This is a genomic window from Nocardiopsis sp. TRM 82005 (assembly GCF_056312425.1).
The window spans coordinates 1-22777 of record NZ_JBWDTQ010000025.1 but is presented as its reverse complement, the minus strand read 5'-3'; the positions used below and the strand labels follow the sequence as shown (position 1 = coordinate 22777).

Below are 22777 nucleotides of genomic sequence, written 5' to 3'. Positions count from 1 at the left end.
CCCCTCAGGCCAGGGCAGCTGCCTTCCTGAGCGGTTCCCACCAGGATGGGTTTTCGGTGTACCAACGTACGGTCTCCTCGATTCCCTCTCGGAGATCGACTAGAGGCCGATAACCAAGGTTCCTGAGCCGTGTGTCGTCCAGGGAGTAACGGAAGTCATGGCCAAGGCGGTCAGGAACGCGTTCGACTTCCTGCCACGAACGACCGAGCACCCTGAGCAGGGTTCCGGTGATATCCAGGTTGGAGGCCTCCCCCGTTCCGCCCACGTGGTAGACCTCGCCCGGCTCTCCCCGAAGTGCGGCCAGCCGGATCCCCGCGCAGTGGTCGCTGACGTGGATCCAGTCCCGTACGTTGAGCCCGTCCCCGTACAACGGAACCTTCCGCCCTTCCAGAAGACGGGTGGCGAAGAGCGGAATGAGCTTTTCCGGGAACTGCCGTGGGCCGTAGTTGTTCCCGCACCGCGTGACGATCACGGGTAGCCCGTGTGTGCGGTGGTAAGCCAAGGCGATGAGGTCTCCCCCGGCCTTGGCGGCGGCGTAGGGGGAGTTCGGGCTCAGTGGCGCTCTCTCGTCCCAGCTTCCCTCGCTGATCGAGCCGTACACTTCGTCGGTCGACACCTGGACGATCCGGGGTGTACCGGCTCTGAGGCACTCCTCCATGAGGGTCGCCACCCCGAGGGTGTTGGTGTCCATGAACGGTTTTGGGTCCCGGATCGAACGGTCCACGTGGGTCTCAGCGGCGAAGTTCACGACCAGGTCCGCGCCCGGAACCACCTTTCGCAGTGCCCGAGGGTCGCACAGATCTCCCCTGACGACACTGCACCTGTCCCGGGAATGGGCCAGATTCTCGAAGGATCCGGCGTAGGTGAACTTGTCCAGGACAGTGACTTCCAGTTCGCTGCTCCCCTCCGGAGGGGCAGCGAGCAGTTCCTCAACGAAGTGGGAGCCGATGAAACCGGCTCCTCCTATGACCAGGACTCTCATGCGCCCAGCTCCACTTCGCTCTCGTCCCCGACTACCATTCGGTGGCCGCTGGGTCTGACGGGGATCATGTTGACCGTCGCGCCACGACCCACCAGCGAACGGCTCACGTTGCGGATTCCTCGAATCGACGCGCGCTCCAGAATGACCGAGTCCTCTATCCCAGCCTGTTCGAGTTCGGCCCCGGAGGCGACGGAGGTGAAGGGGCCCACGCAGGAGTCGATGATCCTGGTATTCGCACCGACCACAGCCGGACCGACGATTCGTGAACGGCGCACGACCGCTCCCTCCTCCAGGCTGACCGGGCCGACGATCCTGCTGGACTCGTCCACGTCACCGTGGATGACGGACGGCACCTCCGCCATAGCCATCCGGTTAGCGTCCAGGATGTCCTCGACGTCGCCGGTGTCCTTCCATGCGCCGGTGACCCGGGATACCTCGAACGGGTTCCCCTCCTCCAACATGAGGCGGATGGCGTCGGTGATCTCCAGCTCTCCCCTGGCCGACGGGGCGATCCGCGTTACGGCGCGGTGGATCTCAGCGGAGAGAAGGTAGACCCCGACTAGTGCCAGGTCCGTGGTGGGACGTGCCGGTTTTTCCTGCACGCTCATGACTCGGCCGTCCTCGTCGAGGTGGACCAGACCGAACCGTTCGGGGCGACTCACCTGGGCGGCCAACAGACGTGAGACGCTCGTGTCCTCCTCGAACCCGCGGATCTCCTTCCCGATGCCGCAGGAGAGATAGTTGTCTCCCAGATACATCAGGAACGGCTCACCGTCCAGGAAGTCCGCCGCGACCATCACCGCATGGGCCAGACCCAGTGGACGCTCCTGGCACAGGTACGTGACCTTGAGACCGAAACGACTACCGTCCCCCACGGCTGCCCGGATCTGGTCACCGGTGCCGCCGATGACGATTCCTACCTCGGTCACTCCCGCGTCGACGATCGTGTCCAGTACGTGGAAAAGCACTGGCCGGTTGGCGAGTGGAAGCAATTGTTTGGCTGAAGTATGGGTCATGGGACGGAGGCGGCTCCCCGTTCCTCCGGCCAGTACCAGGGCCTTCATTCGGTTGCCTTTCCTCATCGGGATGCTGAGCTCTGACGGCGCACGGTCCCCAGCGCGCCGTCGTGAGGCGCGGTCAGACGTAGAGGCGCCAGTCGAGACTGGTGGCGTCCCCGTTCCATGCGCCTTCCACCGCCGTGCGGACCCCGTCGTGAGCGGGGTGGTCCTTCAGGTATTCGAGGAGCCATTCGGCGGCCTTGGGCTGGCGAACCGCCAGGTCCTCCGCCAGGTAGCGGCAGAAGGCGGGCTTGAGCTCAGGGAAGTTGCGGATCGTTCCCTTCTGCAACCATGTGTGGTGGAACTTGTCCACGTGCGTCTCACCCCGCCAACGTCCTGGCCCGGACTCCCAGACGCGGTCCGTCACCGGTCGCATCTCCATACCCATCGACACAGCCAGGGCCGCCCCCAAGTGCTGCTCGGTGAAGACCACACGGACGAAGTAGTCGTCGCCTCCGGCCGAACCCCCGTTTCCGCGGGCGTAGCGCAGAGCCTCCTCGGCGAATCGGCGGGGAAAAGCTTCCGACCTGAACCACGCCAATGAGGTGTTCACAGCCTGCACGTCGAAGTCGATGTCAGGGAACGTGTATCCCGGTGCGGTCGGCACCCTTCCCGGACCGGGATACACGGCGGGGTCGGTGGTCTCCCAGTGCGAGAAGACGAAGGCGGAGGGGCCGGCTTCGGGCACCGGCGCGCGGAGGTAGAGGTCGTGGTCCAAGAGCGCGAACGGAAGCGGAGCCCGCTGGAGGGTCGTGTACTTTCCGGCGCACATGAACGCCCGGGGGTCGATGTCGTCATCGTCCAGTTCCTCAGCCCACAGATGCACCTCGTCATAGAGGGAGAGCAGACCCCGCCTTTCCATGTCGGCGGCGCCGAAGGAGTCCGTGACCAAGTGGACGGGACCGTGGTAGGCGCGCCAGGCGTGGATGCTGTGGACGAGGGTCATCAGTGACTCGACCGGCATTCCCGGTTCGTGGTAGTGCTCCTGCGAACCGTTGTTGGCTGCCCAGGCGCGTTCTGGACGGGTCCACATGGTGTGGTAGGCCGTGGTCATCAACCGTGTTTCTCCTAACGGTGGTTCAGGGCATAGCGGACAGACAGTCCGTTATGAGCTGTCGCTCGCGGATGGCGATCTTTTCGAGGGAGGGGACAGCCGTCGCGGCGAAATCTGTGCGCCCCTCACGCCACTTGTGGGTGAGCATGGCGTTGCGTAGCCTTCTGGCCTCGACCTCTACGGACCTGGCCTCTACGACCATGTGGCGGAGCTCTCTCGGACGCAGCTGGGCCATGCGTTCCATCCGGTCCGCCATGAGCCGCTTGTGCTCCCAAAGCACGGACAGGCTCCGGATCACGTAAACGGACCTGTCAGCCAGGTAGGCCTCCAGCTCCTTTCCCAGCGGACCGTAGGCATCCATTCCGTACAGCCGGTCCCAGGGCTCCTGGATAGCGGAGAAGTGCAGGGACGTGTTCACGCCTCCCAGGTATTCCTCCAAGGTTCGTCGCACCAGGTCCAGGTCGAACCCGTAATCCACGTTCTCCCGCATCCGGAACAGGTGGACGCGGTCGTCATCGGTCAGTTCCAGGGCGCTTTCGTATGCCGCGCGGAGACCGGCCTGCGAAACCTCGGCCTCCCGGAAGAGGTGCTCGCCGTTGTAACCCAGAATGTGGGCAGCCCCGCGGTCATCGTCGATACCGGTGACGAGGACGTCGTGAATCTTGGTGAAGCGTCCGAACGCCTCCCTCCCCTCGATGTGGAACTCGTCGAGGTTGAGGGAAACGTAGTAACCCTCACCGACGACGTCGCGTACCCAGTCGACGACGTTCCCCCGGTGGGAGCCGACCCAGGAGCGGTCGAGCTTGACCACCTGGAGCCAGGGCGAGGCGGTGTGGTCGTGGAGGTAGAAGCAGAACGAGACACCGTCAGGACCCGCGGACGTGTCATAGGCGGTCTGGATGTAGTTGCTGAGGACCCAGTCCTCGCTCTCCGGCCGGGTACCGAGGATCGAGAGGGGATAGGCGTAGAACTGGTATCCCTGGGCCGCAGGCCGTGCGACAGGAAGTTTCCGGATCATAGTGGTCTCCATGGTCAGTCCGTCGGGGTCAATCGGCAGGCGCCCTTGGGGGACCAGCCCTCGTGTCCTCTCCTCTTTCGCCTCCGCCGTCCTGCGGGGAGTCGGCCAGGCGTGCGACTCCGGGAACGGCCAGGGGAACGAGGGTGCTCACCAGACCGACTCCGGCCGCGGTGACGAGCACGGGGGTGGGGCCCATGGACTCCGCGAGGGCCCCTGAGGCGGCGTAGCCCAGCGGCTCCAGACCGAAGCTGCCGACCTGGTCGATGCTGATGACGACACTGAGCAGGTTTTCGGGGATCGCCTTTTGAAGGGCGGTGTACCAGTAGACGCCGAACATCATGAATCCCGCTCCCGCGGCCACGTATCCCACCAAGAGAAGTGAGACGGGCACTGTCAGGGCCAAGGCGAGCAAGACCACGGGATAGGCCATCACCCCGCCCAGGGAGACCAGTCCGGGACGCTTCGGATTCCAACGGGCGGCGACCACCCCTCCGATGAGCTGCCCGGCGGACATGCAGGACAGGGCGAGGCCGTAGACGGGTTCGGCGTAGGAGTCGGCCACCACGATCGGCAACAGGACGAAGCCCGGGGCGATCGTGGCGGGAGCTTGAAGTGTGGCCACCGCGATAATCGCCAGCACCCAGGGACGTTTCACGACTTCCCTCAGCCCTGACCGAAAGTTGTTGCCCATGGACGCGGCGGCGTGCTCCTCGGACGGGGGCCGCTCCCGTATCCGGAACAGGACCGCGCCGCCTGCTGCGAAGGCGGAGGCGATCAGCAGGAAGACCACCTGCACGTTCAGCACGGCGAGGAGTACACCCGCCACGGCCGGGCCCGTGATGCCCATGGTCCGGCCCACGATGTTGCGCAGTGCGTTGGCCTCCCGCAACTGCTCGCGGGGCACGATGACGGGCATGATCGCCCCAGCGGCCGGTTCGCTTATCGAGCCGGCCACTCCGCTCACCACTGCCAGCAGGACCAGCCAGGTCGCGGCCGAGGGCCCGAACGCGAAGCCGAGCATGACGGCCAACTGGATCAGGTCGTTGACAGCCATAGCCATGGACTTACGTATCTTGCTTAGCAACGCACCGCTCACCAGGGCGAAGGCGGAGCCGGCGGCTCCGCGTACGCCGAGGATCAAGCCGAGCATCAAGGGGCCGTGTTCGACCAGGACGAGGGCGACCAGGGCCACTGGCAGCATCTCGGAGCCGAGGTCGTCGACCCCCCTGCCGCAGAGGAGCAGCCTGAACCCTCGGTTCCTGAGGGTCTGGGGAACGTTGAACATGTCGTCATCTCTGGGTGTGGTGAACTACCTCAGGCAGCCGGGTGACAGTCGATGAGTGATCCACGGGTACGGGGGTCCTCTCTGATACCGGAGACGGACCACCCAGCCTCGGCGAGCAAACCGGTGAACTCACCTCGGGTCCGTTCCCGGCCGCCCACCGCCACCAGCATCCACACATCGGCTGCGGCTCCCGGATGAAAGTCCGCTGGCGAGTCGGACAGTACGTACTCACCGATGACCAGCCGCCGGACCCCCGAATCGCGCAGACGCGCCACCAGGGCCCCGGACTCCTGGTCGGTGAGGTTGTGCAGAATGTTGATGAGCATGGCAGTGTCCGCCTTCGGGAGTTCCCCTGACAGGTAGTCCGCCGTCAGGAAATCCACCCGCTCCGCGACGCTGTGCGCCCAGGTCCGCTCCCCTGCCAGAGCGACCGCGGCGGAGCGTTCGAGCAGCACTCCCCGTGCTCCGGGCACGGCTTCCAACGCCGCCTCCAGGTGGTGGCCCAAGCCGCCTCCCACATCCACCAGGCGCTCACACCCAGACCAATCGTGCTCGCGGACCAGGGAGCCGAATGTCCTCAGAGAGCGGCTCAGACACGCGTCGCGAAAGGTCTCGGCCCATTCGCGGTCCCGATCGATCACGGCGTAGAAGCCGCCCTGTCCGGTCATCGCGGACCGGCCCGTGCGTACGGTCTCCTCGATCTCGGCCATGGCAAGGTACTCGGCCTGCAGGCCCAGTTCGGCCGCGATGTTCCCAGGAGAGCTCCGACACAGGAGCCGCCCCGTATCGGTGACGCGGTAGCCCTCGTCATCCTGGGCGAAGATCCCCAGACCGACCATCGGTCGCAGGACTCTGGCCAGACCGTCGCGTGCCGCTCCGCATCGCTCGGCCAGCTGGTCCAGGCTCAGAGGCCCGTTGACCAGCGTGTCGGGCACACCGAGTCGGACGACGACGTGCAAAACCCTGGACAGGGAGATGTCATGCAGTCCAGTCAGCCAGGCCGCGTCCGCCGCGGTAGCGGTACCAGTCGTCACAGGGTCCCCCTGCGGAGCTGCTCGGCCTCCACCGCTTGGAAGAGCGCCTTGATGTTCCCGGCCCCGAACCCCTTGGACTCGCCGCGGCGTTCGATCACCTCGAAGAAGAGGGTGGGACGCCCGGACACTGGGCGGGTGAAGATCTGGAGGAGTTCACCGCTCTCGTCCTGGTCGGCCAGGATCGACCTGTCGCGAAGCCTTCCGATCTCTCCGCTCAGGGCGGGAACCCGCTGGTCGAGTACTTCGTAGTAGGCGGCCGGAGTACTGAGGAACTCCGCCCCCGAGTCGGTGAACCGGTCGACGGCCTGGCAGATGTCGTCGCTGGCGAAGGCCACGTGCTGCACGCCGGGCCCACCGTTGTGCTCCAGGAACTCACTGATCTGGCTGCGGTCGCCGGGGGCACCAGGGGCGACGAAGGTCAGGGTCGCGCCGGACCGGGGGTCGCGCACGACGATGCTGAGCATGCTCGACCGCCCTGTGTCGGTGGTCTCCTTCATCAGGATCTCGAAGCCGAGCACGTCCACGTGGAAGTCCGCCCACCGGTCGAGGTCGTCGTATCCCAGGGCGCATGCCAGGTGGTCGATGGACAACAGGGGGGACGGCCCTGCGCTCCGACCTGGTCCGGCCGTCTCGGCCACGAACGTGTAGGTGTAGGCCCCCAGGACGTCGATGGACAACGGCGCCGCTCCCGGCGAAGCGCCGCGTTGAACCGCACGGTGAAAGGCGTCTTCGGGATCCTCGACGGCCAATCCGACATCGCGGACGCCGTCGCCGTGCTCACGGACGAAGTCGGCCACCGGGCTCGCGGGCCGAAGAGCGCCGGTTACCGCCAGGGTCACGCCTCCCTGTCCCAGGACGTATGACCGCTCCCCCGGGGTCTTGTTCCAGTCCTCGGCCCCGTTCCCACGCAGCTGGAAACCGTACCGGTCCCGGAACCAGTCAGCGGCGTGGTCGGCGTTGCCCACGGCGATCTCACAGTAAGCGAAACCACCCGGGGTCCACGGCTGACCGTTTGTCGTGTCACTCATGTGTACTTCCTTTCTCGTGCTTCCCTCGGGAACGGGGGCGGTCCGGTCTCTTGGAGAATGTTTCGAAGGCTTTTGGACCAACGGGCGGCTCTTCCCGGCAACCTCTCGCGAGACGGTGCGCGACGTTCAGCCTGTCCGTGCCGTACGAGCGCGAAGACACCGCGGAAGGCAGCCTGGTGGACGCGAGTCCGAGACGGTTCAAAGAGCACGGCCCAGGGCCTCCGAGAGCGCGCGGACCGTCGGATACTCAAAGAGGTGGGTCAGTGGAAGCTCGGCGCCGAAGCGCCGCTGGAGCTCGGTGTGGGCCTGGACGAGAACGATGGAGCGTGCGCCGATGTCGAAGAAGGGCGTCGTGGCGGGGACCTCGTCCAGACCGAGTAGTTCGGCGAAGACCGCGCTGACGGACTCCTCCACACCACTGCCTCCCGGGATCGCGGTACCGCCGCCGTCCCGTGGCGGAGTGCGTCGGTCTCGGGGCGCGTCGACGGCCTCCAGACGCCGCAGCTCCGTGTCTGGGTAGTCGGTGATCCGCTCGACCGTTGCCAAGTAGTGGTCCAACAGGCGTGCGGCCTCGCCCCGCCCGACCACCGTGTCGTCGTGGACGAGTTCCACCCGAGAGGATTCGCCCTCCGAGCGTTCCTCCACCGACAGGGTCAACGGAAGACCAGTCCTGGTCACAGTGCGGACGGAGGCGATCTGCGTGCCGAGGTCGCCGGGTACTGTCCTCGGGTAGTTCTGGTAGAGGAAGTGCGTGTCGTACAGGGGGCCGGCGATACCTGAGGCTCTGGCGAGCGCCTCGGGGCCGATACGGGAGAAGAACAGGTCCCCGGCGACGGACCCCTGGAGGTCCCTGACCCACGCGCCGAGAGTGGCTTCCGGGCTCACCTTCGCCCTGACCGGAACGGTCGCCGTGTGCATCCCCACCGTCTGGACTGATGCGTCCTCCTCCGACCGGTAGGAGGTGGTCGTCCCGCAGACCACGTCCGCGCGCCCGCACATCCGGGAGACGAGCAGCAGCCAGGCCGCCAGGTGGATGGTCCCGGGGGTGACATGCAGGGCGCGAGCCGCTGCCGCCACCCGATCGGTCAGGTTCAGAGGCCGGCGTACCGTGTCCAGGCCGTGCCCGGTGGCGCTGGGCAGGACTTCGCCCGGGAATAGGAGACAGGGTCCGTCGAGTCCGTCAAGACGCTGTACCCAGTGCTCGTACGCCTCCCGCGAGTCCTGGGCGGCGTCCCAGCGCACGAACTCTGAGAAGGGGGGCGCGGGTGCACGTTCGACCGAGGGCCGGTCCATGTCGGCCAAGACCTCCCCCAGGAAGCGCCACGCTCCCTCCCCGTCGAGAATCAGGTGGTGGTGCGTCCACACCAGGGTCGTTCTCCCCTCTCCGCAGGAGAAGAGAGACCAGCGCATAGGCGGCGCCGATCCTGGGTCCATGCCCGCCTCCAGGTCCTCGGCAGCGGCGTCCCGGATCAGGCGGGCCTGTTCGGTACGGCTCAGGTGGGAGAGGTTGTGCGTCTCCACGGGAACCGACACCTCGTGGTGGACACGACGGACGGCTCGGTCCTGGTCCAAGTGGAAGCTGGAACGGGTCAGGTCATACCGGGCGACCTGTCGGTCGACGGCGTCCGCGAAACCCCGAGGGCACAGTTCGCCGCGAAGGTCGATGATGGTCTGTTCCACTCCGACGAGGGAGTCGGGACGTGCGACGCTGTGCAGCAGCATGCCGGTCTGCGCCGGAGTGAGTTCCTCCAGGCCCTCCCCCTGGAGAGCCGCTAGCTCGGCAGCCGCACGAGCGAGGTGCCCACCGAAGTCACGCGCCTCCAACAGGCTCACACGCGCGGTGTCCACCGCGTAGTGGGCGACCAGGTCCCCGTCCTCATGGCAGATGAGAAGGTCAAGGGCGTATACGGACGTGTTGGCAGGGTGCACGTCTCGTCCGGCCGTCTCCCCGGTGAGATGGAACGAGCCGAACGCACGCCCGGACACCGGGGTACGCCCCATATACGTCAGGCATACCTCCGCGGGGCTCTCGGGCACCGGCGTCGGGCTAAGGAAGCGATGCGCCAGGAAGCGGCTTCCGTTACGGGGCAACGCGTCCATCGTCTCGCGCACACTGGTCAGCGCTCGGGACGGGTCCGGGTGGTGTGCGAGGCGCACAGGATGGCTGGACGCCAGCCATCCGACGATGTCGGAGGCGTCGAGATCGAGGGCGTCGCGTCCGTGCACCTCCCTGTCGACTGTCACCGAATCACGCCCGCGCCAGCTCGTCAGGGCTCTGGCCAGGGCCGTGAACAGCAGGGGTTCCAAAGCTCCCTCACACGAGCGCTCGGCCGCCTCCGCCATGTCACCGCTGAGTAGAGTGCGAGAGAACCAGTGCAGGCGGGACGAACCTTCCCTGGCCGGGAACAGTGCCGGTCCCGGATCAGCCGTGGCCTTTCGCCAGTAGTCGGCCTCGGCGTGGTCCGCGCTGACCTCCGTACGCAGGCGGTTCAGCCAGCGGGAGGGGTCCTGAGGCAGTCCTGGCTCCGATCGCTGTCCGCCCAGCAGGTGGTCCAGGTCGTCTAGGACGAGGTTCCAAGAGACCGAGTCCACTCGAAGATGGTGCGCGACCAGGACCATCCGCTGAGCAGGCGCCGGACTGTACACCGCTAGTAGCGCGGGCCCTCCTCGAGCCGACAGAGCATGCCGGTGGGCTTCGACTTCACCGCTGAGCTCTTCGAGGGAGCACTCCGTCCGCACGAACCGCACGGCCTCCGGCGCGCCGCCCTCTCCATACGTGCGCGGATTCAGGGCGGGGTGCCGTTCGACGACCTTCTCCAGGTGTTCACGCAGCTGGCCGGGATCCACCGCACGGTGGAATTCCACGACGACGGACTGGTGGTAGAGGTTCGGCTCGGGGAAGTCCTGTTCCCAGAACCACGAGGCCATGGGAGACCGCTCCACAGGGCCGGTGACGGTCTCAGGAGGGGATCCCCCATCTGGGTGCTCCCGTCGAGCGGGTCTGTCCAGCTTCGCTCTGAGCTCACCCAGCACCTGGTGGCGGAAGACGTCAGCCGGGGTGATCCGAAAACCGATCCGGCGCAGACGGGTCACCAGACGTAGCGCGAGAATCGAGTTACCGCCACAGCTGAAGAAGTGGTCGTCGTCATGGGCAAGGTCCCGGCCGAGAACAGCGCACCACTCACGGACCAGAGGATCCGTCTGTGGCGCATCGGCCCGCATATGCCCGTTCCGCCCCTCGTCTGGGCGCCCGAAGGGAGTGGCGTGGCGCAGCAGTTCACCGAGCGGACGACGGAGCACCTGACCGTCCGAGATCCGGGGCAGCCGTTCCAGCACCAGGCCGGAAGCGGTCACCGAGTCCGGGCCCAAACCGGCCGCGACCTCGCCCAAAGCCGCGCCGACCATGTGGGAAGCTAGTTCAGCACGCATAGGGAGGTTGGCCAGGAGGCCCCGGCGGTTCCCGTTCAACTCGTGGGAGCGGTGCAGCGGCAGGCGCTCGTGTCCCGGTGCGCGGCGACGGACGAAGGTCACGTCCACGTGGTGGGCGTCCCGCCCGTAGGGCAGTAGGACCTCGTACCCCGCACGCGCGGCCACGGTGAACCACCGCCGCCACAGATCAGCGCCGTCACCGGTTTCGGAAGCGCTGGAATCCAGCAGGTCTGTCAGCTCCGCGTCTCGATAGCTCCTGGTCAGGGACAGGAGCGCCTCGGTGTGAAGCGGATGGGGCCGTGCCGGCAGTACCACGCTCTCGGGGCCCTCACGCAGGATGGCCTCCAGCTCCGCCGGATCTTCGACGACCGCGGGCGGAGGCGCTTGTTCCCAGTCGCCGTGGAACAGGCGGGCGTCGAAGCGGTACCGGCTGAGCTCCGATTCCGGCCACGGACGCCGGGCACAGACCTCGACCGCGGCGGGGTAGAGCGCCCCCTCGAGACCGCGGGTGAAGAACTCCGGTGACAACAGGAGTTCCTCCTCCTGGCTGACCGCCTCCTCCACCCCCGCGACCAGGGCGGCTCCCCCCGTACCGGGGGACCGATGCAGTACCTGTTCTCGGTACAGAGCCCGGCGCACCTCCAGGCCGCGCACATCCCCGACATGGATCACGGCCTTGGACGCCAGGAACGGCCGTAGCGTCCGGAGTACCGAGATGAGATAGTCAGAACTCGGGAAGTACTGGGCGACCGAATGGATGACGACCGCGTCGAACCGGCCCCCGACTCCGAGGCCGGCCAGGTCTGCGGCTTCTCCGTGGAACAGCTCGGCGTGTGCCGCTTCAGGGTGGTCGTACTCGATGGTGCGCGCCAAATAGTCCAGTGCGGACAGTGATACGTCGAGCCCCACATAGCGCTCGACCTCCGGCGCCAGGCGAAACAGGAGCATGCCAGTACCGCAGCCGATTTCCAGGACACGCCTGGGGGCGAAGGCCCGCACCGAGGCGACGGCGTCCGCCACCCAGGGAACCATGACCCGGTCGGGTAGCGGTTCCCGGTCGACCGACCCGATCCAACCGCTGGTGTTGAGGGTCGGGTCCCGGTCCTGACCGTGCTCGTTGAACGACTCCTCGTCGTGCACGGCGGCCCAGTCGGTGACCCTTGTGCGCTCCGCCCGCTCCCTGTCTCCACCGATTCGGGGGGAGACCTCCAGCACGGCTGCCGCGGCCCCGTCCGGGCCCGGGCCGACATGGGCCTCACCGATCCCGGAGACACTTGTCAGGGCGCGTTCGATCCGCTCCGGATCGATCAGTACGCCGGAACGTTTGAACCTGCGGTCCCTCCTGCCGAGGATCTCCAGACGTCCGTCGGGGAGAAACCGCCCGGAGTCCTCCGTCACCAGGGTGGAGGTACCACTGGGTGTGCGTACCGCGTCTCCTGAGAGTGCGATGTTGCCGACGGCGCCCCGCGCCACCGAGCAGCCGTCCTCGTCGACCACGGTCAGTTCCGCGTGGGACAGGGCACGCCCGATGGGCAGGCGTTCGGTTTGCTCGTCGACCGGGGCACAGGTGATGTCGTCGGTAGCCACCGTGACAGTGCCCTCGGACAGGCCGTAGGCGTGCAGCAGCCGCGCCCCGCCGAAGCCCGCGGCACGCCACCGCAGGACCGATCGGGGACGGAGGAACTCGCTGCCGATGACGACGAGCCGAATGGTGGAACCCTGGGATCGTGAATCCTCTGGGTCCGGCAAGGCCTCGGTGAGGCGGTGCCAGAAGGATGACGGCAGGTTCAGGACGGTGACACCTGACTCGTGTACCTCGTCCAGGAAGCGCTCGGGCTCGGCCGCCAAGGTCTCCGAGGGGATGACGACCGCGCCTCCGGCCAGGACGGTCGGTACGACCTCCTCGATACCCACGTCGAAGCCGGGTGAGGCGAAATGCAGCACACGGTCGTCCTCTGCCAGTCCGTAGCGCTCCTGCACAGCGTCCAGGTACCGAACGAAAGCCCCATGCGCGACCGAGACCGCTGAGGGGGTTCCGGAGGACCCGGAGGTGTGCACGGTGTAAGCAGCCGTCCCCGGTGGATCAAGGGCCGGTTCCAGGGAGTCGACCAGCTCGCTCCACGCCCCGGACGCGGACCCGACGACGGCTTTCGGGCGCAACCGCCGGAGTAGGGCTGAGGTGAGCGTGTCGCTCAGCCGTTCATCCAGGGGGCAGTACGCAGCGCCGATACGTAGGACGGCAAGCATCAGGACGACGCCCTCGGACGAGCGTGGAGCAGCCACAGCCACGCGGTGTCCGCGGCGTACGCCCCTACCCTCCAACTCAGCGGCGGCGTCGTCCGCCGCCGAGGACAGCTCACCGTAGGTCCAGGCCCGTCCAGCCGTGATCAGTGCCACTCTCGCCGGGTCCGAGGACAGGGCCCGGTTCAGGCGCTCACACAGCTCGACGACCGGGCAGCGGCCCTCGGCGGCCCGATACGTCGTTTCCCCGGACTGCTGCGGCTGTTCCGCGGGCACGGAGGCACCCAAGGCCTCGTCCAGGGACCGGCGGTATTGACTCTCCAGCTCATCAGCGTCCGGGAATAGTTCCGTCGAGTACTCGAATGTGCATTCGATCTCCTCTCCCTCGTCATAGATGTCGAGGGAGAGCGCGAACTGCGAGGTCCCCTTGTCGATGTGGGAGAAGCGGCTCGCCACCCCGGAAAGGCCGAGCCGCTGTTCGGCCGCGTTCTGCTGCTGACAGGTCACGTCGAAGAGCGGGTTGGCCAGTAGCCGGCGTTCCGGGGAGAGGAGGGACACGATCTTCTCCAGAGGGGCCCGCCGGTGCTCGAAGGCATCGAACACCGCCTCGCGCACGGCCTCCAGAGCAGTGGTCGCCGGAGCGTCGTGGGAGAACACAGTGCGCACAGGCAGCGTGTTGACCATGAAGCCGACGGCCTTTTCCGCCTCCAGGGTGTCGCGTCCGGCCGTCGGGCAGCCGATGGTGAGGTCGTCGACGCCGAAACGGCGTCCCAGTGCGTGACGCAGAGCCGCCATCAGAACCATGAACGCGGAGCAGTGGTTGCGCACGGCGGTCGCACGGACCGCTTCGGCGACCGGCGCGGTGATTCGGAAACGGTGGTAGGCGCCCTCCAGGCTGGTACGTCCGTCCGAGAGCCCGAGCGGGGGCTGGTCCGCGAGCGCGGCCAGCCAGTACTCCAGGTCCTTCTCCTCACGGGGATGGGAGCCCGTGGGGATCCCGGCGAGGGACACGGCCGGAGCCAGCCCGTCCTCTGCTCCTCCTACCGCGGCCTCGTACATCGTGGCCAGCTCATCCAGCATGATCCCTACCGACCACGCGTCCACCACGATGTGGTGGAGGACGAGGACGAGCGTGTGCTCTCGGGAACCGCTCTCGAACAAGTGGGCCCGTACCAGCGGGCCGCGTTCGAGGTCGAAAACCTCCCGGGCCGCCTCCCGCGCGAGCGGGGCCACGAGTTCGCGGGGGCCTGGGACCCTCCGCCGCAGGACACGCCAGTTCTCCAGCGAGTTCACCACCTGACGCACACCGGTCTCCGGCGCCGAAGCGAAGGTCGTACGCAGCCCCTCGTGCCTGCGCACCAGGGCCTCCACACACTCGGCGAACAACGCGGCGTCGAGCGAGCCGTCCAGGTCGACGCGGAAGGCCACGTTGTAGAAGTAGCTGTCCGGGTGCAGCTGCTGAAGAAAATACAGCTGTACCTGGTTGGGGGTCGCCCGGACGCTCACCGGATACTCCGCGAGAGTCATACCCGCTCCTCCCCGCGTGCCCGGTCGATGGCCCGGACCGTTCCGCGAACGGTCGGGTCCTTGTAGAAATCGCGGACGCTGACGTCCACGCCGAACTCGGACAGGACCCGGGACAGCACACGGGTGGCCCGAAGCGAGTGGCCTCCCTTGTCACCGAACACGTCGTCCACCCCCAGGTCCGTGCGTTCCAGGACCTCAGCCCAGATCCGCAGCACCCGTTCGGTGTCCTCGCTTCCCGTGTCCTCGGCCGGGACACGGGCCCCGTCTTCCAGTAGCCGTTCCAGGGCGCGCTGGTCGACTTTGCCGCGCTCGGTCAGCGGAAGGGAGTCGAGTTCGACGATCCGGTCGGGAACCATGTAGGAGGGCACCCCCGCCCGCAGGGCGTCCACGAGCGCCGCCTGGCCACCCCTGTCACCACCCCGAACGACGAAGGCGACGAGTTCGCGCTCCTCGCCCCGAACCGCTTGGAGCACATGGGCGTCCCTGACGTCCGGCTGGGCGCACAAGCGCAGTTCCACGGCCGCCGGTTCGAGGCGGAAACCGCGCACCTGGACTTGCCGGTCACCACGTCCGCACAGCTCGTACCCGTCCTGACCGTCCCGGCGAGCCAGATCACCTGTCCGGTAGGCCCTGACGGTGCTCCCTCCTGGGCCCAAGGCCAGATCCAGGAAGCGCTGTTCCGTGGCTTCCGGGGAGTTGACGTAACCGGCGGTGAGGCCATCGCCGGTCACGTACAGCTCTCCGCGTGCCCCGGGCCCGACCGGGGTCAGGTCCTCGTCCAGTACATGCACCCCGGTTCCGGGGAGCGGATCACCCAGGGGGAGCGGCCGGTCGGGCCGAGTGGCCGGGGATGCCTGGTAGAGCGACGTGAAGACGGTGTTCTCCGTACACCCGTAGCAGGCCACGACGCTCGCCTCCAGAGCGGCGTCGGCCGCCGTGAAGGACACGGGCGGAACCGTGTCACCCCCGGTCATCAGCAACCGCAGAGAAGACAGGCGGTCAAGGTCCTGGGAAGTGAGCTGTCGAAAGATCCCGGCGGACAGGTGGGCCACACTCACGGAGTGTTCGAGCACGGTGCCGGTGAGTTCGTTCAAGGAGTGATAGCGCTCGGTGGGTACCACCAGTTCCGCACCAGCCGTGACCGCGGCCCACGTCTCCCACAGGGAAGCTCCGAATCCCGGGTGGGCCAGAGCCAGTACCCGGTCCGACGGGGAGAGGGTGATCGGCCCGGCCCCGCGGGCCAGGCGGGTGATCCCGCTCTGGGCCATCGCCACCAGTTTCGGCACGCCCGTGGTTCCAGAGGTGGCGACCAGGCACATGGTGTCCTCTGGGAGCGACGGATCCGGCCGCGAGTCCGACGCGTCCACCCTCTCGCACACCAGTCCGCCGGCCCCGGGAGCGCCCTCGGTCACCAAGTAGCGGGCGCGCGCCCAGCGAAGTAGGTCACGTTGGTAGGAACGCGGCCATTCCGGGTCCACGTACAGGTAGCAGAGCCCTTGTGACACCACCGAGAACACCGCGGACAGCAGACGCGGACCAGGAGGAAGGCTGACGGCGATCACCGTGCCGGAGGCGGCCCCCAGCTTGGCGAGCCGGGCGGACACGGGTGCGCCCATGTCCATGATGTCCGCGTAGGTGTACAGGTCGGTCCCGTGGCGCACTCCGCCGGCGGGCGAGGCCACCGCCTCCGAGATCAGGGCAGCTGCTTCTCCGGTCGTGGCCCTGGTGCCATCGGAACCCGTTCTCATGCCCGCTCCTTCTTAGCGATCCGTCCGTGGCTGGTACGGGACGAACGCTAGGACGCGGGGATGTGCCCATCGTTTTCGCCCGCTATCGCTCTCGCGAAAACCGGAAGGAAACCCAGGGGTGCAAGGGTCCCCACGATCGAAGCGGGCGAACACCGACCCACGGCGGGCAACGCGACTGGAGTCAGAACAGACATGACGAAGGCACCGGACGACCCTGGCGAACTGATACATGTCGGAAAGCCCAACATCGGTGATCGACAGCGCTTCCTCGATCGGCTCAGCGGTGCCCTGGACCGGCAGTTGTTGAGCAACGGCCCTCTGGTGCGGGAGTTCGAGGAACGTGTGGCCTCGCTCGCCGGAGTCGATCACTGCGTTGCCGTCTGCAACGCGACCACGGGGCTCCAGGTCGTCGCCAAGTCCTACGGGATCGGGCCCGGGGACGAGGTGATCATGCCGGCCTTCACCTGGGTCGCGACCCCCCATGCGATGGAGTGGATCGGTGCGGTCCCCGTCTTCTGCGATATCGACCCGCGCACGGCGACGATCGACCCGGAACACGTACGACGGCTGGTGACGCCTCGGACCCGGGGCATCATCGGCGTACACGTTTACGGGGTTCCGTGCGATACCGACGCGCTGGACACCCTGTCCCGGGACACCGGCCTACCCGTCTTCTACGACGCGGCCCACGCCGTCGGCAGCACCCACCTAGGACGTCCCATAGGCGGATTCGGCGAGGCGGAGGTCTTCAGCTTCCACGCCACCAAGTTCCTCAACAGCTTCGAGGGCGGAGCTGTCGTGACCAACGACGCGGACTTGGCCGAGCGCCTCCGCGCCACCGTCAACTTCGGCCTGGCCCCAGACCGCCAGGTGCTGTGGTCCGGAACCAACGCCAAGATGACCGAGGTCTGCGCGGCGATGGGGCTGACCTCCCTTGAAGCCATGCCCGGACTCATCTCGGTCAACCGGCGCAACGACGCCGCCTACCGCCGGGCTCTCGCCGGGATACCGGGAGTGAGAGTGCGCCCTCAGGCCCCGGGCGGAGGCAACCATCAGTACGTAGTCGTCGAGATCGACCCGGATACCACAGGGATCCACCGGGACGATGTCAACCGGACCATGCACGCGCGGGGGATCCTCACCCGGCCCTACTTCTCCCCGGGGTGCCACCAGTTCGCTCCCTACCGCGCAACGGCCGCACACGCGCCCCTGCCCAACACCGAGGCGCTCGCGGAGCGGGTCCTGTCCCTTCCCAACGGCACCTCGGTCGGTCTCTGTGAGGTCACCAGGGTGGCCGACGTCCTTCGGCACGCCGTAGGCGCGCCGCTAACAGCATGAGTGAAGAGGTCCGTGTGACACATCGAAACGATGAAACAGCCATCATCGGCATGGCGTGCCGTGTTCCCGGCGCGAACGGCCCGGACGCGTTCTGGCAGATGCTGGTCGACGGGCAGGAGGCCTCCCGGCCCATAGCCCCGCACAAGGCAGTCGCCGCCGGGACCCCGGAAGAGGCCCTGAACAGTCCCGGCTTCGTACTCAGACACCATCCTGTCGACGACTCCTACCAGGGTGTGGACACCTCCCTGTTCGGCCTGACCGCGCGTGAGGCCACCGTGATGGACCCGCAGCACCGGATGTTCTCCGAAGTGCTGTGGGAGGCACTGGAGGACGCCGGCCGCACCGGGGAGGGAGAAGCGGCGGGTGTGTTCGCCAGTACAGGCACCAACACCTACCTCCACCTGCTGATGGCCGAGGAAGGCCATCAAACCCCTGCCGACGACAGCGTCCTCTGGTTGCTCAACGACTCGGACTTCCTGAGCACGCGGCTCTCCTACGCCATGGACCTGCGGGGGCCGAGCATGTCCGTGCAGACTGCCTGCTCCGGCTCCCTGGTCGCACTGCACATGGCGTGCCAGGCGCTGGCGAACGGGGACTGCGAAATCGCGGTCGCGGGTGGAACGGCCTTGGAGCTGCTGAGCCAACGCGGATACCAGCATCGTTCCGGTGGGATCGGCTCGGTGGACGGACGCTGCCGCCCCTTCTGCGCTGACGCCACCGGCTCGGCCCGGGGCAGCGGTGCCGCCGCGGTCGTACTGAAACCCCTGTCAGCCGCTATCCGTGACGGAGACGACGTCATCGCCACCATCCGTGGCAGCGCGGTCAACAACGACGGTCGCGACAAAGCCGGTTTTACCGCTCCGAGCGTCGAGGGCCAGGCCGAGGCCATCAGGCTGGCGCAGCGCAGAGCGGGGGTCGGCCCACAGGACGTCGACTACGTCGAGGCGCACGGTACCGGCACCTCCCTGGGCGATCCCCTGGAGATCCGGGCCCTGGAGTCGGTATTCGGGGCACGCACTGGTGACGCCTGCCGTCTTGGATCGCTCAAGGCCAACATCGGACACCTCGACGCGGCCGCGGGAATCATCGGGGTCATCAAAGCGGCACTCATCGCCCGCCACCGGAAGCTGCCACCGCAGGTGAACTTCTCCGCCCCTTGTTCAGCGCTGGCCGGATCCGACGCGTTGGCGGTCAACACCAACGAAGAGCGCGTCATCCGCAGCAGCCGGGCCAACGTCGGGGTCACATCGCTCGGTTTCGGCGGTACCAACGCCCACGTGATCGTCTCCGAAGCCGTCCCCGCCGAGGATTCCCTCCGTGTTTCGGAGCCCGAGGGGGCATGGGTCGTCCTGCCAGTGTCGGCGGCCACGGAATGGTCCCTTCTGGAGCAGTGCCGCACACTGGCCGAGTTCATCGGCTCCGGGGAGCATTCCGTCATCGAGGTCGCCCGCACCCTGCGGTTCGGAAGAAGGGCACTGCCCCACCGTGCCGCAGTGGTCGCCCGCACCGCGAAGGAAGCCGCGCAGGCGCTGGCTGACGTGGCCCGGGGAGGGCAGAGGGCTCCTGAGGAGGCCCACCAGACCGCCGGAACCGCGGCCTCCGAGCGCGCGGCCGCAGAGGTATCGGCCCGCCGGTGGGTCTCCGATCCCGACTACCGTCTCCCAGGTGAGCGAGGACGCTATCCTCTTCTGCGTCTGCCCACCTACACTTTCGACCGGGAGCGTCACTGGCCCTTGCGCGTCGCAGCGCCCTCACCGAAGAGCGATGGTACGCGAGTGCACAGAGTGCGCTGGTCTCCCTCCGATGAGCCCGCAGGAGCCGTCCCTCCAGACTCATCCGTCCTCCTGATCGATGAGCCCGGAGAACGCGCGGAAACCGTGGCCGCCCTGCTGTCCGAGAGGTTCGACCAGGTCCGGATCCTGGCTCCGGAAGAAGCCGAGCGGAAATCCTCCTTCCTCACGGCACCCGCCCCGACGACCGTCATCGACTTGTCCGGACTCGCTCCGAGGTCCTCCACGACCGATGGCTACACCCGCTTCCGCAGGATTATCGAGTTCGTATCCCACACAGGCGCGACACGTGTGCTGTGCATGGCCGCGGGTGAGCTCGCCCTCCCCGGTGACGCGACCGCTGACCGCTCTCCCGCCCTCTCCCCAGGAGCGCTGAACGCCTTCAACGCCGAACGCGAAGACGCCACCGCCACGCTCCTAGACGTCCCTCCCGGACTCGGCTACGAGACTCTCGCCCTGTTGTGCCTCGAAGAGCTGGGCCGCTCCGACCCGCGAGCCGCTTGGCGTGAAGGACGCCGATGGCTTCCCGACTACCCGGAAGCCCCGATCGCGGTTTCCAGCCAGGGCCGAGGAGCGCTGCGCTGGTTGATCACCGGAGGCAAGGGAGGGATAGCCACGGCGCTGACTGACAGGATCCTCGCCACCAGGCCCCATGACACGGTGGTCCTAGTCGCACGCGGCAGTAGACCGCAGCCCGTGCGCGGGTATGAAGCCGTCGAGTTGTCGGAAAAGGACTCAGGCGGCTCCCCGCTCCGCTGGCTTGAAGCTGACGTGTGCGACGGGGAGGCCATGGAACGGGTGTCCCGCTTTTGTGAACAAGCCCTGGGCGGAGTGGACGTGGTGCTCCACACCGCCGGTCGCGCCGGGGGCGGACGGCTCGGGGACGGCGGTGTCCACGACACCGCGTACGTCCTCTCGCCCAAGGTCGAAGGCACCGACAACGTGGTGCGGCTCTTCTCCGGGAAGGCCCGGGTGGTCCTCTTCTCGTCGCTCACGACCGTCAAGCCACTCTCGGGAGCCGCCGACTACGCCGCGGCCAACGTCTATCTCGAGGATGTGGCCACCCGGAACCAGACTGATGGGGACTCGGGAGTCCTTGCCATCGCCTGGCCCACCTGGCGTGACACCGGAATGGCCCGCGGCTTTTCCCACGGACTCACCCCGGACACCGGTCTGCGTATGATCATCGACCGCCTGGAGGAATCAGGTGTGCTGTTCGTGGCCACCCCGCAAGAACCCATGCCGTCTCGGAAACAGGACGTGGCGCCGCCGGAACACGGAGACGGCCCTCCGGCCGATCCGCGGTCGATCATACGGAAGCTGTGGCACCAGGTGCTGGGTGGAGGAGCGTTCAGTGACGAGGAGAACCTGATCGACCTGGGCGCGGACTCCTTCGTCATGCTGCGCTTCCTCGACCTCGCCGACGAGAGGTTCGGCCCGGTGCTCAGCCTGGACGACCTCTTCGAGTACCCGACCCTCGCGGAGCAGTCCGCACTGGTCGAGCACCGCCGCGCTGATGGGGTGACGCAGTGAGCCAGCGCTTGCACGGGGTCGGGCTGACGCGTACTCGGCCCGTTCCCGACGCTCGTTTCCGGTTGTTCGTCCTTCACCATGCGGGCGGCTCCCACCTGGGTTATATGGACTGGGTCCGACACTTCCCCTCCGATTGGGACGTGTGCCTGGTCGACGCTCCGGGAAGAGGGCGCTCCTTGGGAACGGAGCCCCTGCGTGAGGCCGAAGCGCTCGCTCACCGGTTCCATGACCGGTTGCTTCCCGAACTGGACCGACCGTACGGGATCTTCGGCCACAGCATGGGCGGGCTCCTGACCTACGAACTCGCTGATCTGCTGGCCGCAACGGATTCACGAGCGCCCACGTGGCTGGGCATCTCGGCCTGGAGCCCCCGCCCTGAGGGCGAGCCCTCCGAGGAGCGGCACCTCTGTTCGTCCGAGGAGCTGCGCCAAGGCTTGGCCGGTTTGGGCGGGACTCCCGACGAGGTTCTGCAAAACGAAGAGTTGTGGCGGTTCCTGGAACCCCTGATACGAGCCGATCTGCAAGTGGTCGACACCTGGCGTCCCCGTTCCAGGCGGGAGGGCCCGAGGACACCGCTGTCCGTCTTCGGGGGTGAGTCCGACACGGGGGTCACACCCGAGCTCCTCAACGGCTGGCGAGACAGGTGGCGAGGTCCGGTGAACGTGCGTGTGTACCCCGGCGGCCACTTCTACCTGGGCGAGTGTCCCGCCGAGGTCGCGGCACACATCACCGAGGACGTTGAGTCGATCCTGGGGACGGAGCACGGAGCGCGCGCTGCCGGATCTGACCGTGAAGGTCCGGCACAGGGCGCTCACCAGTAGGAACAGGGCGGGATTTGGACCCACGGCCCCTCGACGCCGGGCCACGGGGGCCGGGAAAGACCGCTCAGCGACACGAAGCACCTGGTCAGGACACACGTTCCGACCAGCAGGCGACGGAAACGGTCACTGAGGGGCGCCCACGGGCGCCCCTCTTTCAACCCCGCCTCCACCAGGGCCGTTTCCTCCTCGGTGTGCGGTGATATCGGTCCTGGTCACGGGAGTCCGATCACGTCGATCGGACGGGTGAAAGCCTCATACGGCACCCATCGGAAGCGAAGCCACTGCGTAAGCACAGGTCCACGACACCGCACCCGTGCGCAGATCCCTGACGCGGCGGCGCACTCGCACGGCTTGGATCGCGTGCGGGAAGTCCGTTTCCCCGGTCAGGTGGAGGCCCTACAGCAGGACAGAGAGGGCATCGATCTCGCTGGTGCCCGAGGGGGCCCGGACCTGGGCGGCCAGGTGCCGGTAGGTGTGAGCGCGGCGAGCAGGTGCACCGCCGGGTCGGTGCGGGCGGCCGGCCCGCGCAGGGTCTCGCCGTCCACGGCCAGGACCTTGAGGGAGTCGGGCCTGGTCGACGCGTTCAAGGTGTGGGGGGCCAGGGCGCAGAGCAGGACACTGGTCAGGCTGTGGCGGCGTCCTCGTGGCGAGCGGGGGTCCGTGCGGGCGGCCGAGCTTGTCGGCGACGTCGGCGGAGACGGGGGCGGCCACGACGGACTGGGGGTGCAACGGAGCCCTTGGGAAGTCGGAGATGTGAGAGTCCCTGCTCTTCTAGCGGGCTCCGTTGCTTGTTGGTGCGGGCTTCTACCGGAGCGCTACCGGTTTTATCCGAGAGTGCTCCGGCCTTCGGTCCGGAGGTGAATCGGCTCTGAGACTCCCGTGTGTCCTTGG

General features: G+C 67.4%; 13 protein-coding genes. 3 read left to right on the top strand and 10 right to left on the bottom strand.

Features of this window, described 5'->3' with window-relative positions:
* Nucleotides 1–4: 4 nt before the first annotated feature.
* The 9 genes from rfbB to AC0T5L_RS19915 form a co-directional block, all read right to left on the bottom strand.
* Nucleotides 5–982, bottom strand: a complete 978-nt coding sequence (rfbB, locus tag AC0T5L_RS19955; RefSeq protein ID WP_476166971.1) for a dTDP-glucose 4,6-dehydratase — start codon at nt 980–982, stop codon at nt 5–7.
* Nucleotides 979–2046 (bottom strand): glucose-1-phosphate thymidylyltransferase, encoded by a 1068-nt coding sequence (locus AC0T5L_RS19950; RefSeq protein WP_476166970.1) that lies wholly within the window; start codon nt 2044–2046, stop codon nt 979–981. The genes rfbB and AC0T5L_RS19950 overlap by 4 nt, the downstream gene beginning before the upstream one ends.
* A 73-nt stretch (nt 2047–2119) precedes the next feature.
* Nucleotides 2120–3094: a hypothetical protein gene (locus AC0T5L_RS19945; protein WP_476166969.1), complete on the bottom strand. Its 975-nt coding sequence runs from the start codon at nt 3092–3094 to the stop codon at nt 2120–2122.
* Between the two features lie 25 nt (nt 3095–3119).
* Nucleotides 3120–4112 carry a hypothetical protein gene (locus tag AC0T5L_RS19940; protein ID WP_476166968.1) on the bottom strand — a complete coding sequence of 331 codons (993 nt, stop codon included), beginning with the start codon at nt 4110–4112 and terminating at the stop codon, nt 3120–3122.
* Nucleotides 4113–4140: 28 nt separating this feature from the next.
* Nucleotides 4141–5397, bottom strand: coding sequence for an MFS transporter (locus tag AC0T5L_RS19935; RefSeq protein WP_476166967.1), 1257 nt, complete (start codon nt 5395–5397; stop codon nt 4141–4143).
* 29 nt (nt 5398–5426) lie between these two features.
* Nucleotides 5427–6431 carry a methyltransferase gene (locus AC0T5L_RS19930; protein WP_476166966.1) on the bottom strand — a complete coding sequence of 335 codons (1005 nt, stop codon included), beginning with the start codon at nt 6429–6431 and terminating at the stop codon, nt 5427–5429.
* Nucleotides 6428–7459 (bottom strand): VOC family protein, encoded by a 1032-nt coding sequence (locus AC0T5L_RS19925; RefSeq protein WP_476166965.1) that lies wholly within the window; start codon nt 7457–7459, stop codon nt 6428–6430. Before AC0T5L_RS19925 ends, AC0T5L_RS19930 begins: the two co-directional genes overlap by 4 nt.
* Nucleotides 7460–7657: 198 nt before the next feature.
* Nucleotides 7658–14656, bottom strand: coding sequence for a condensation domain-containing protein (locus AC0T5L_RS19920; RefSeq protein WP_476166964.1), 6999 nt, complete (start codon nt 14654–14656; stop codon nt 7658–7660).
* Nucleotides 14653–16404: a non-ribosomal peptide synthetase gene (locus tag AC0T5L_RS19915; protein ID WP_476166963.1), complete on the bottom strand. Its 1752-nt coding sequence runs from the start codon at nt 16402–16404 to the stop codon at nt 14653–14655. The genes AC0T5L_RS19920 and AC0T5L_RS19915 overlap by 4 nt, the downstream gene beginning before the upstream one ends.
* Nucleotides 16405–16596: 192 nt before the next feature.
* Here AC0T5L_RS19915 and AC0T5L_RS19910 point away from each other — a divergent pair, with 192 nt between their 5' ends.
* The 3 genes from AC0T5L_RS19910 to AC0T5L_RS19900 are packed head-to-tail and all read left to right on the top strand — an operon-like array spanning nt 16597 to nt 21886.
* Complete coding sequence (locus AC0T5L_RS19910) at nt 16597–17742, top strand: DegT/DnrJ/EryC1/StrS family aminotransferase (RefSeq protein WP_476166962.1); 1146 nt, start codon at nt 16597–16599, stop codon at nt 17740–17742.
* Between the two features lie 14 nt (nt 17743–17756).
* The gene (locus AC0T5L_RS19905) at nt 17757–21065 is read left to right on the top strand and encodes an SDR family NAD(P)-dependent oxidoreductase (protein WP_476166961.1); all 3309 of its coding nucleotides are present in this window, start codon (nt 17757–17759) and stop codon (nt 21063–21065) included.
* Entirely contained in the window at nt 21062–21886 is an 825-nt protein-coding gene (locus AC0T5L_RS19900) for a thioesterase II family protein (RefSeq protein WP_476166960.1), read from the top strand. Before AC0T5L_RS19905 ends, AC0T5L_RS19900 begins: the two co-directional genes overlap by 4 nt.
* A 383-nt stretch (nt 21887–22269) precedes the next feature.
* On the opposite strand, the gene AC0T5L_RS19895 is transcribed toward AC0T5L_RS19900, so the two are convergent.
* Complete coding sequence (locus AC0T5L_RS19895; protein ID WP_476166959.1) at nt 22270–22473, bottom strand: hypothetical protein; 204 nt, start codon at nt 22471–22473, stop codon at nt 22270–22272.
* Between the last annotated feature and the right edge of the window lie 304 nt (nt 22474–22777).

Excerpts from the sequence above, each read along its gene's own strand:
- AC0T5L_RS19935 (WP_476166967.1), bottom strand. The coding sequence starts at position 5,397 with ATGTTCAACGTTCCCCAGACCCTCAGGAACCGAGGGTTCAGGCTGCTC.
- AC0T5L_RS19910 (WP_476166962.1), top strand. The coding sequence starts at position 16,597 with ATGACGAAGGCACCGGACGACCCTGGCGAACTGATACATGTCGGAAAG.
- AC0T5L_RS19945 (WP_476166969.1), bottom strand. The coding sequence starts at position 3,094 with ATGACCACGGCCTACCACACCATGTGGACCCGTCCAGAACGCGCCTGG.
- AC0T5L_RS19925 (WP_476166965.1), bottom strand. The coding sequence starts at position 7,459 with ATGAGTGACACGACAAACGGTCAGCCGTGGACCCCGGGTGGTTTCGCT.
- AC0T5L_RS19950 (WP_476166970.1), bottom strand. The coding sequence starts at position 2,046 with ATGAAGGCCCTGGTACTGGCCGGAGGAACGGGGAGCCGCCTCCGTCCC.
- AC0T5L_RS19940 (WP_476166968.1), bottom strand. The coding sequence starts at position 4,112 with ATGATCCGGAAACTTCCTGTCGCACGGCCTGCGGCCCAGGGATACCAG.
- AC0T5L_RS19920 (WP_476166964.1), bottom strand. The coding sequence starts at position 14,656 with ATGACTCTCGCGGAGTATCCGGTGAGCGTCCGGGCGACCCCCAACCAG.
- AC0T5L_RS19915 (WP_476166963.1), bottom strand. The coding sequence starts at position 16,404 with ATGAGAACGGGTTCCGATGGCACCAGGGCCACGACCGGAGAAGCAGCT.
- rfbB (WP_476166971.1), bottom strand. The coding sequence starts at position 982 with ATGAGAGTCCTGGTCATAGGAGGAGCCGGTTTCATCGGCTCCCACTTC.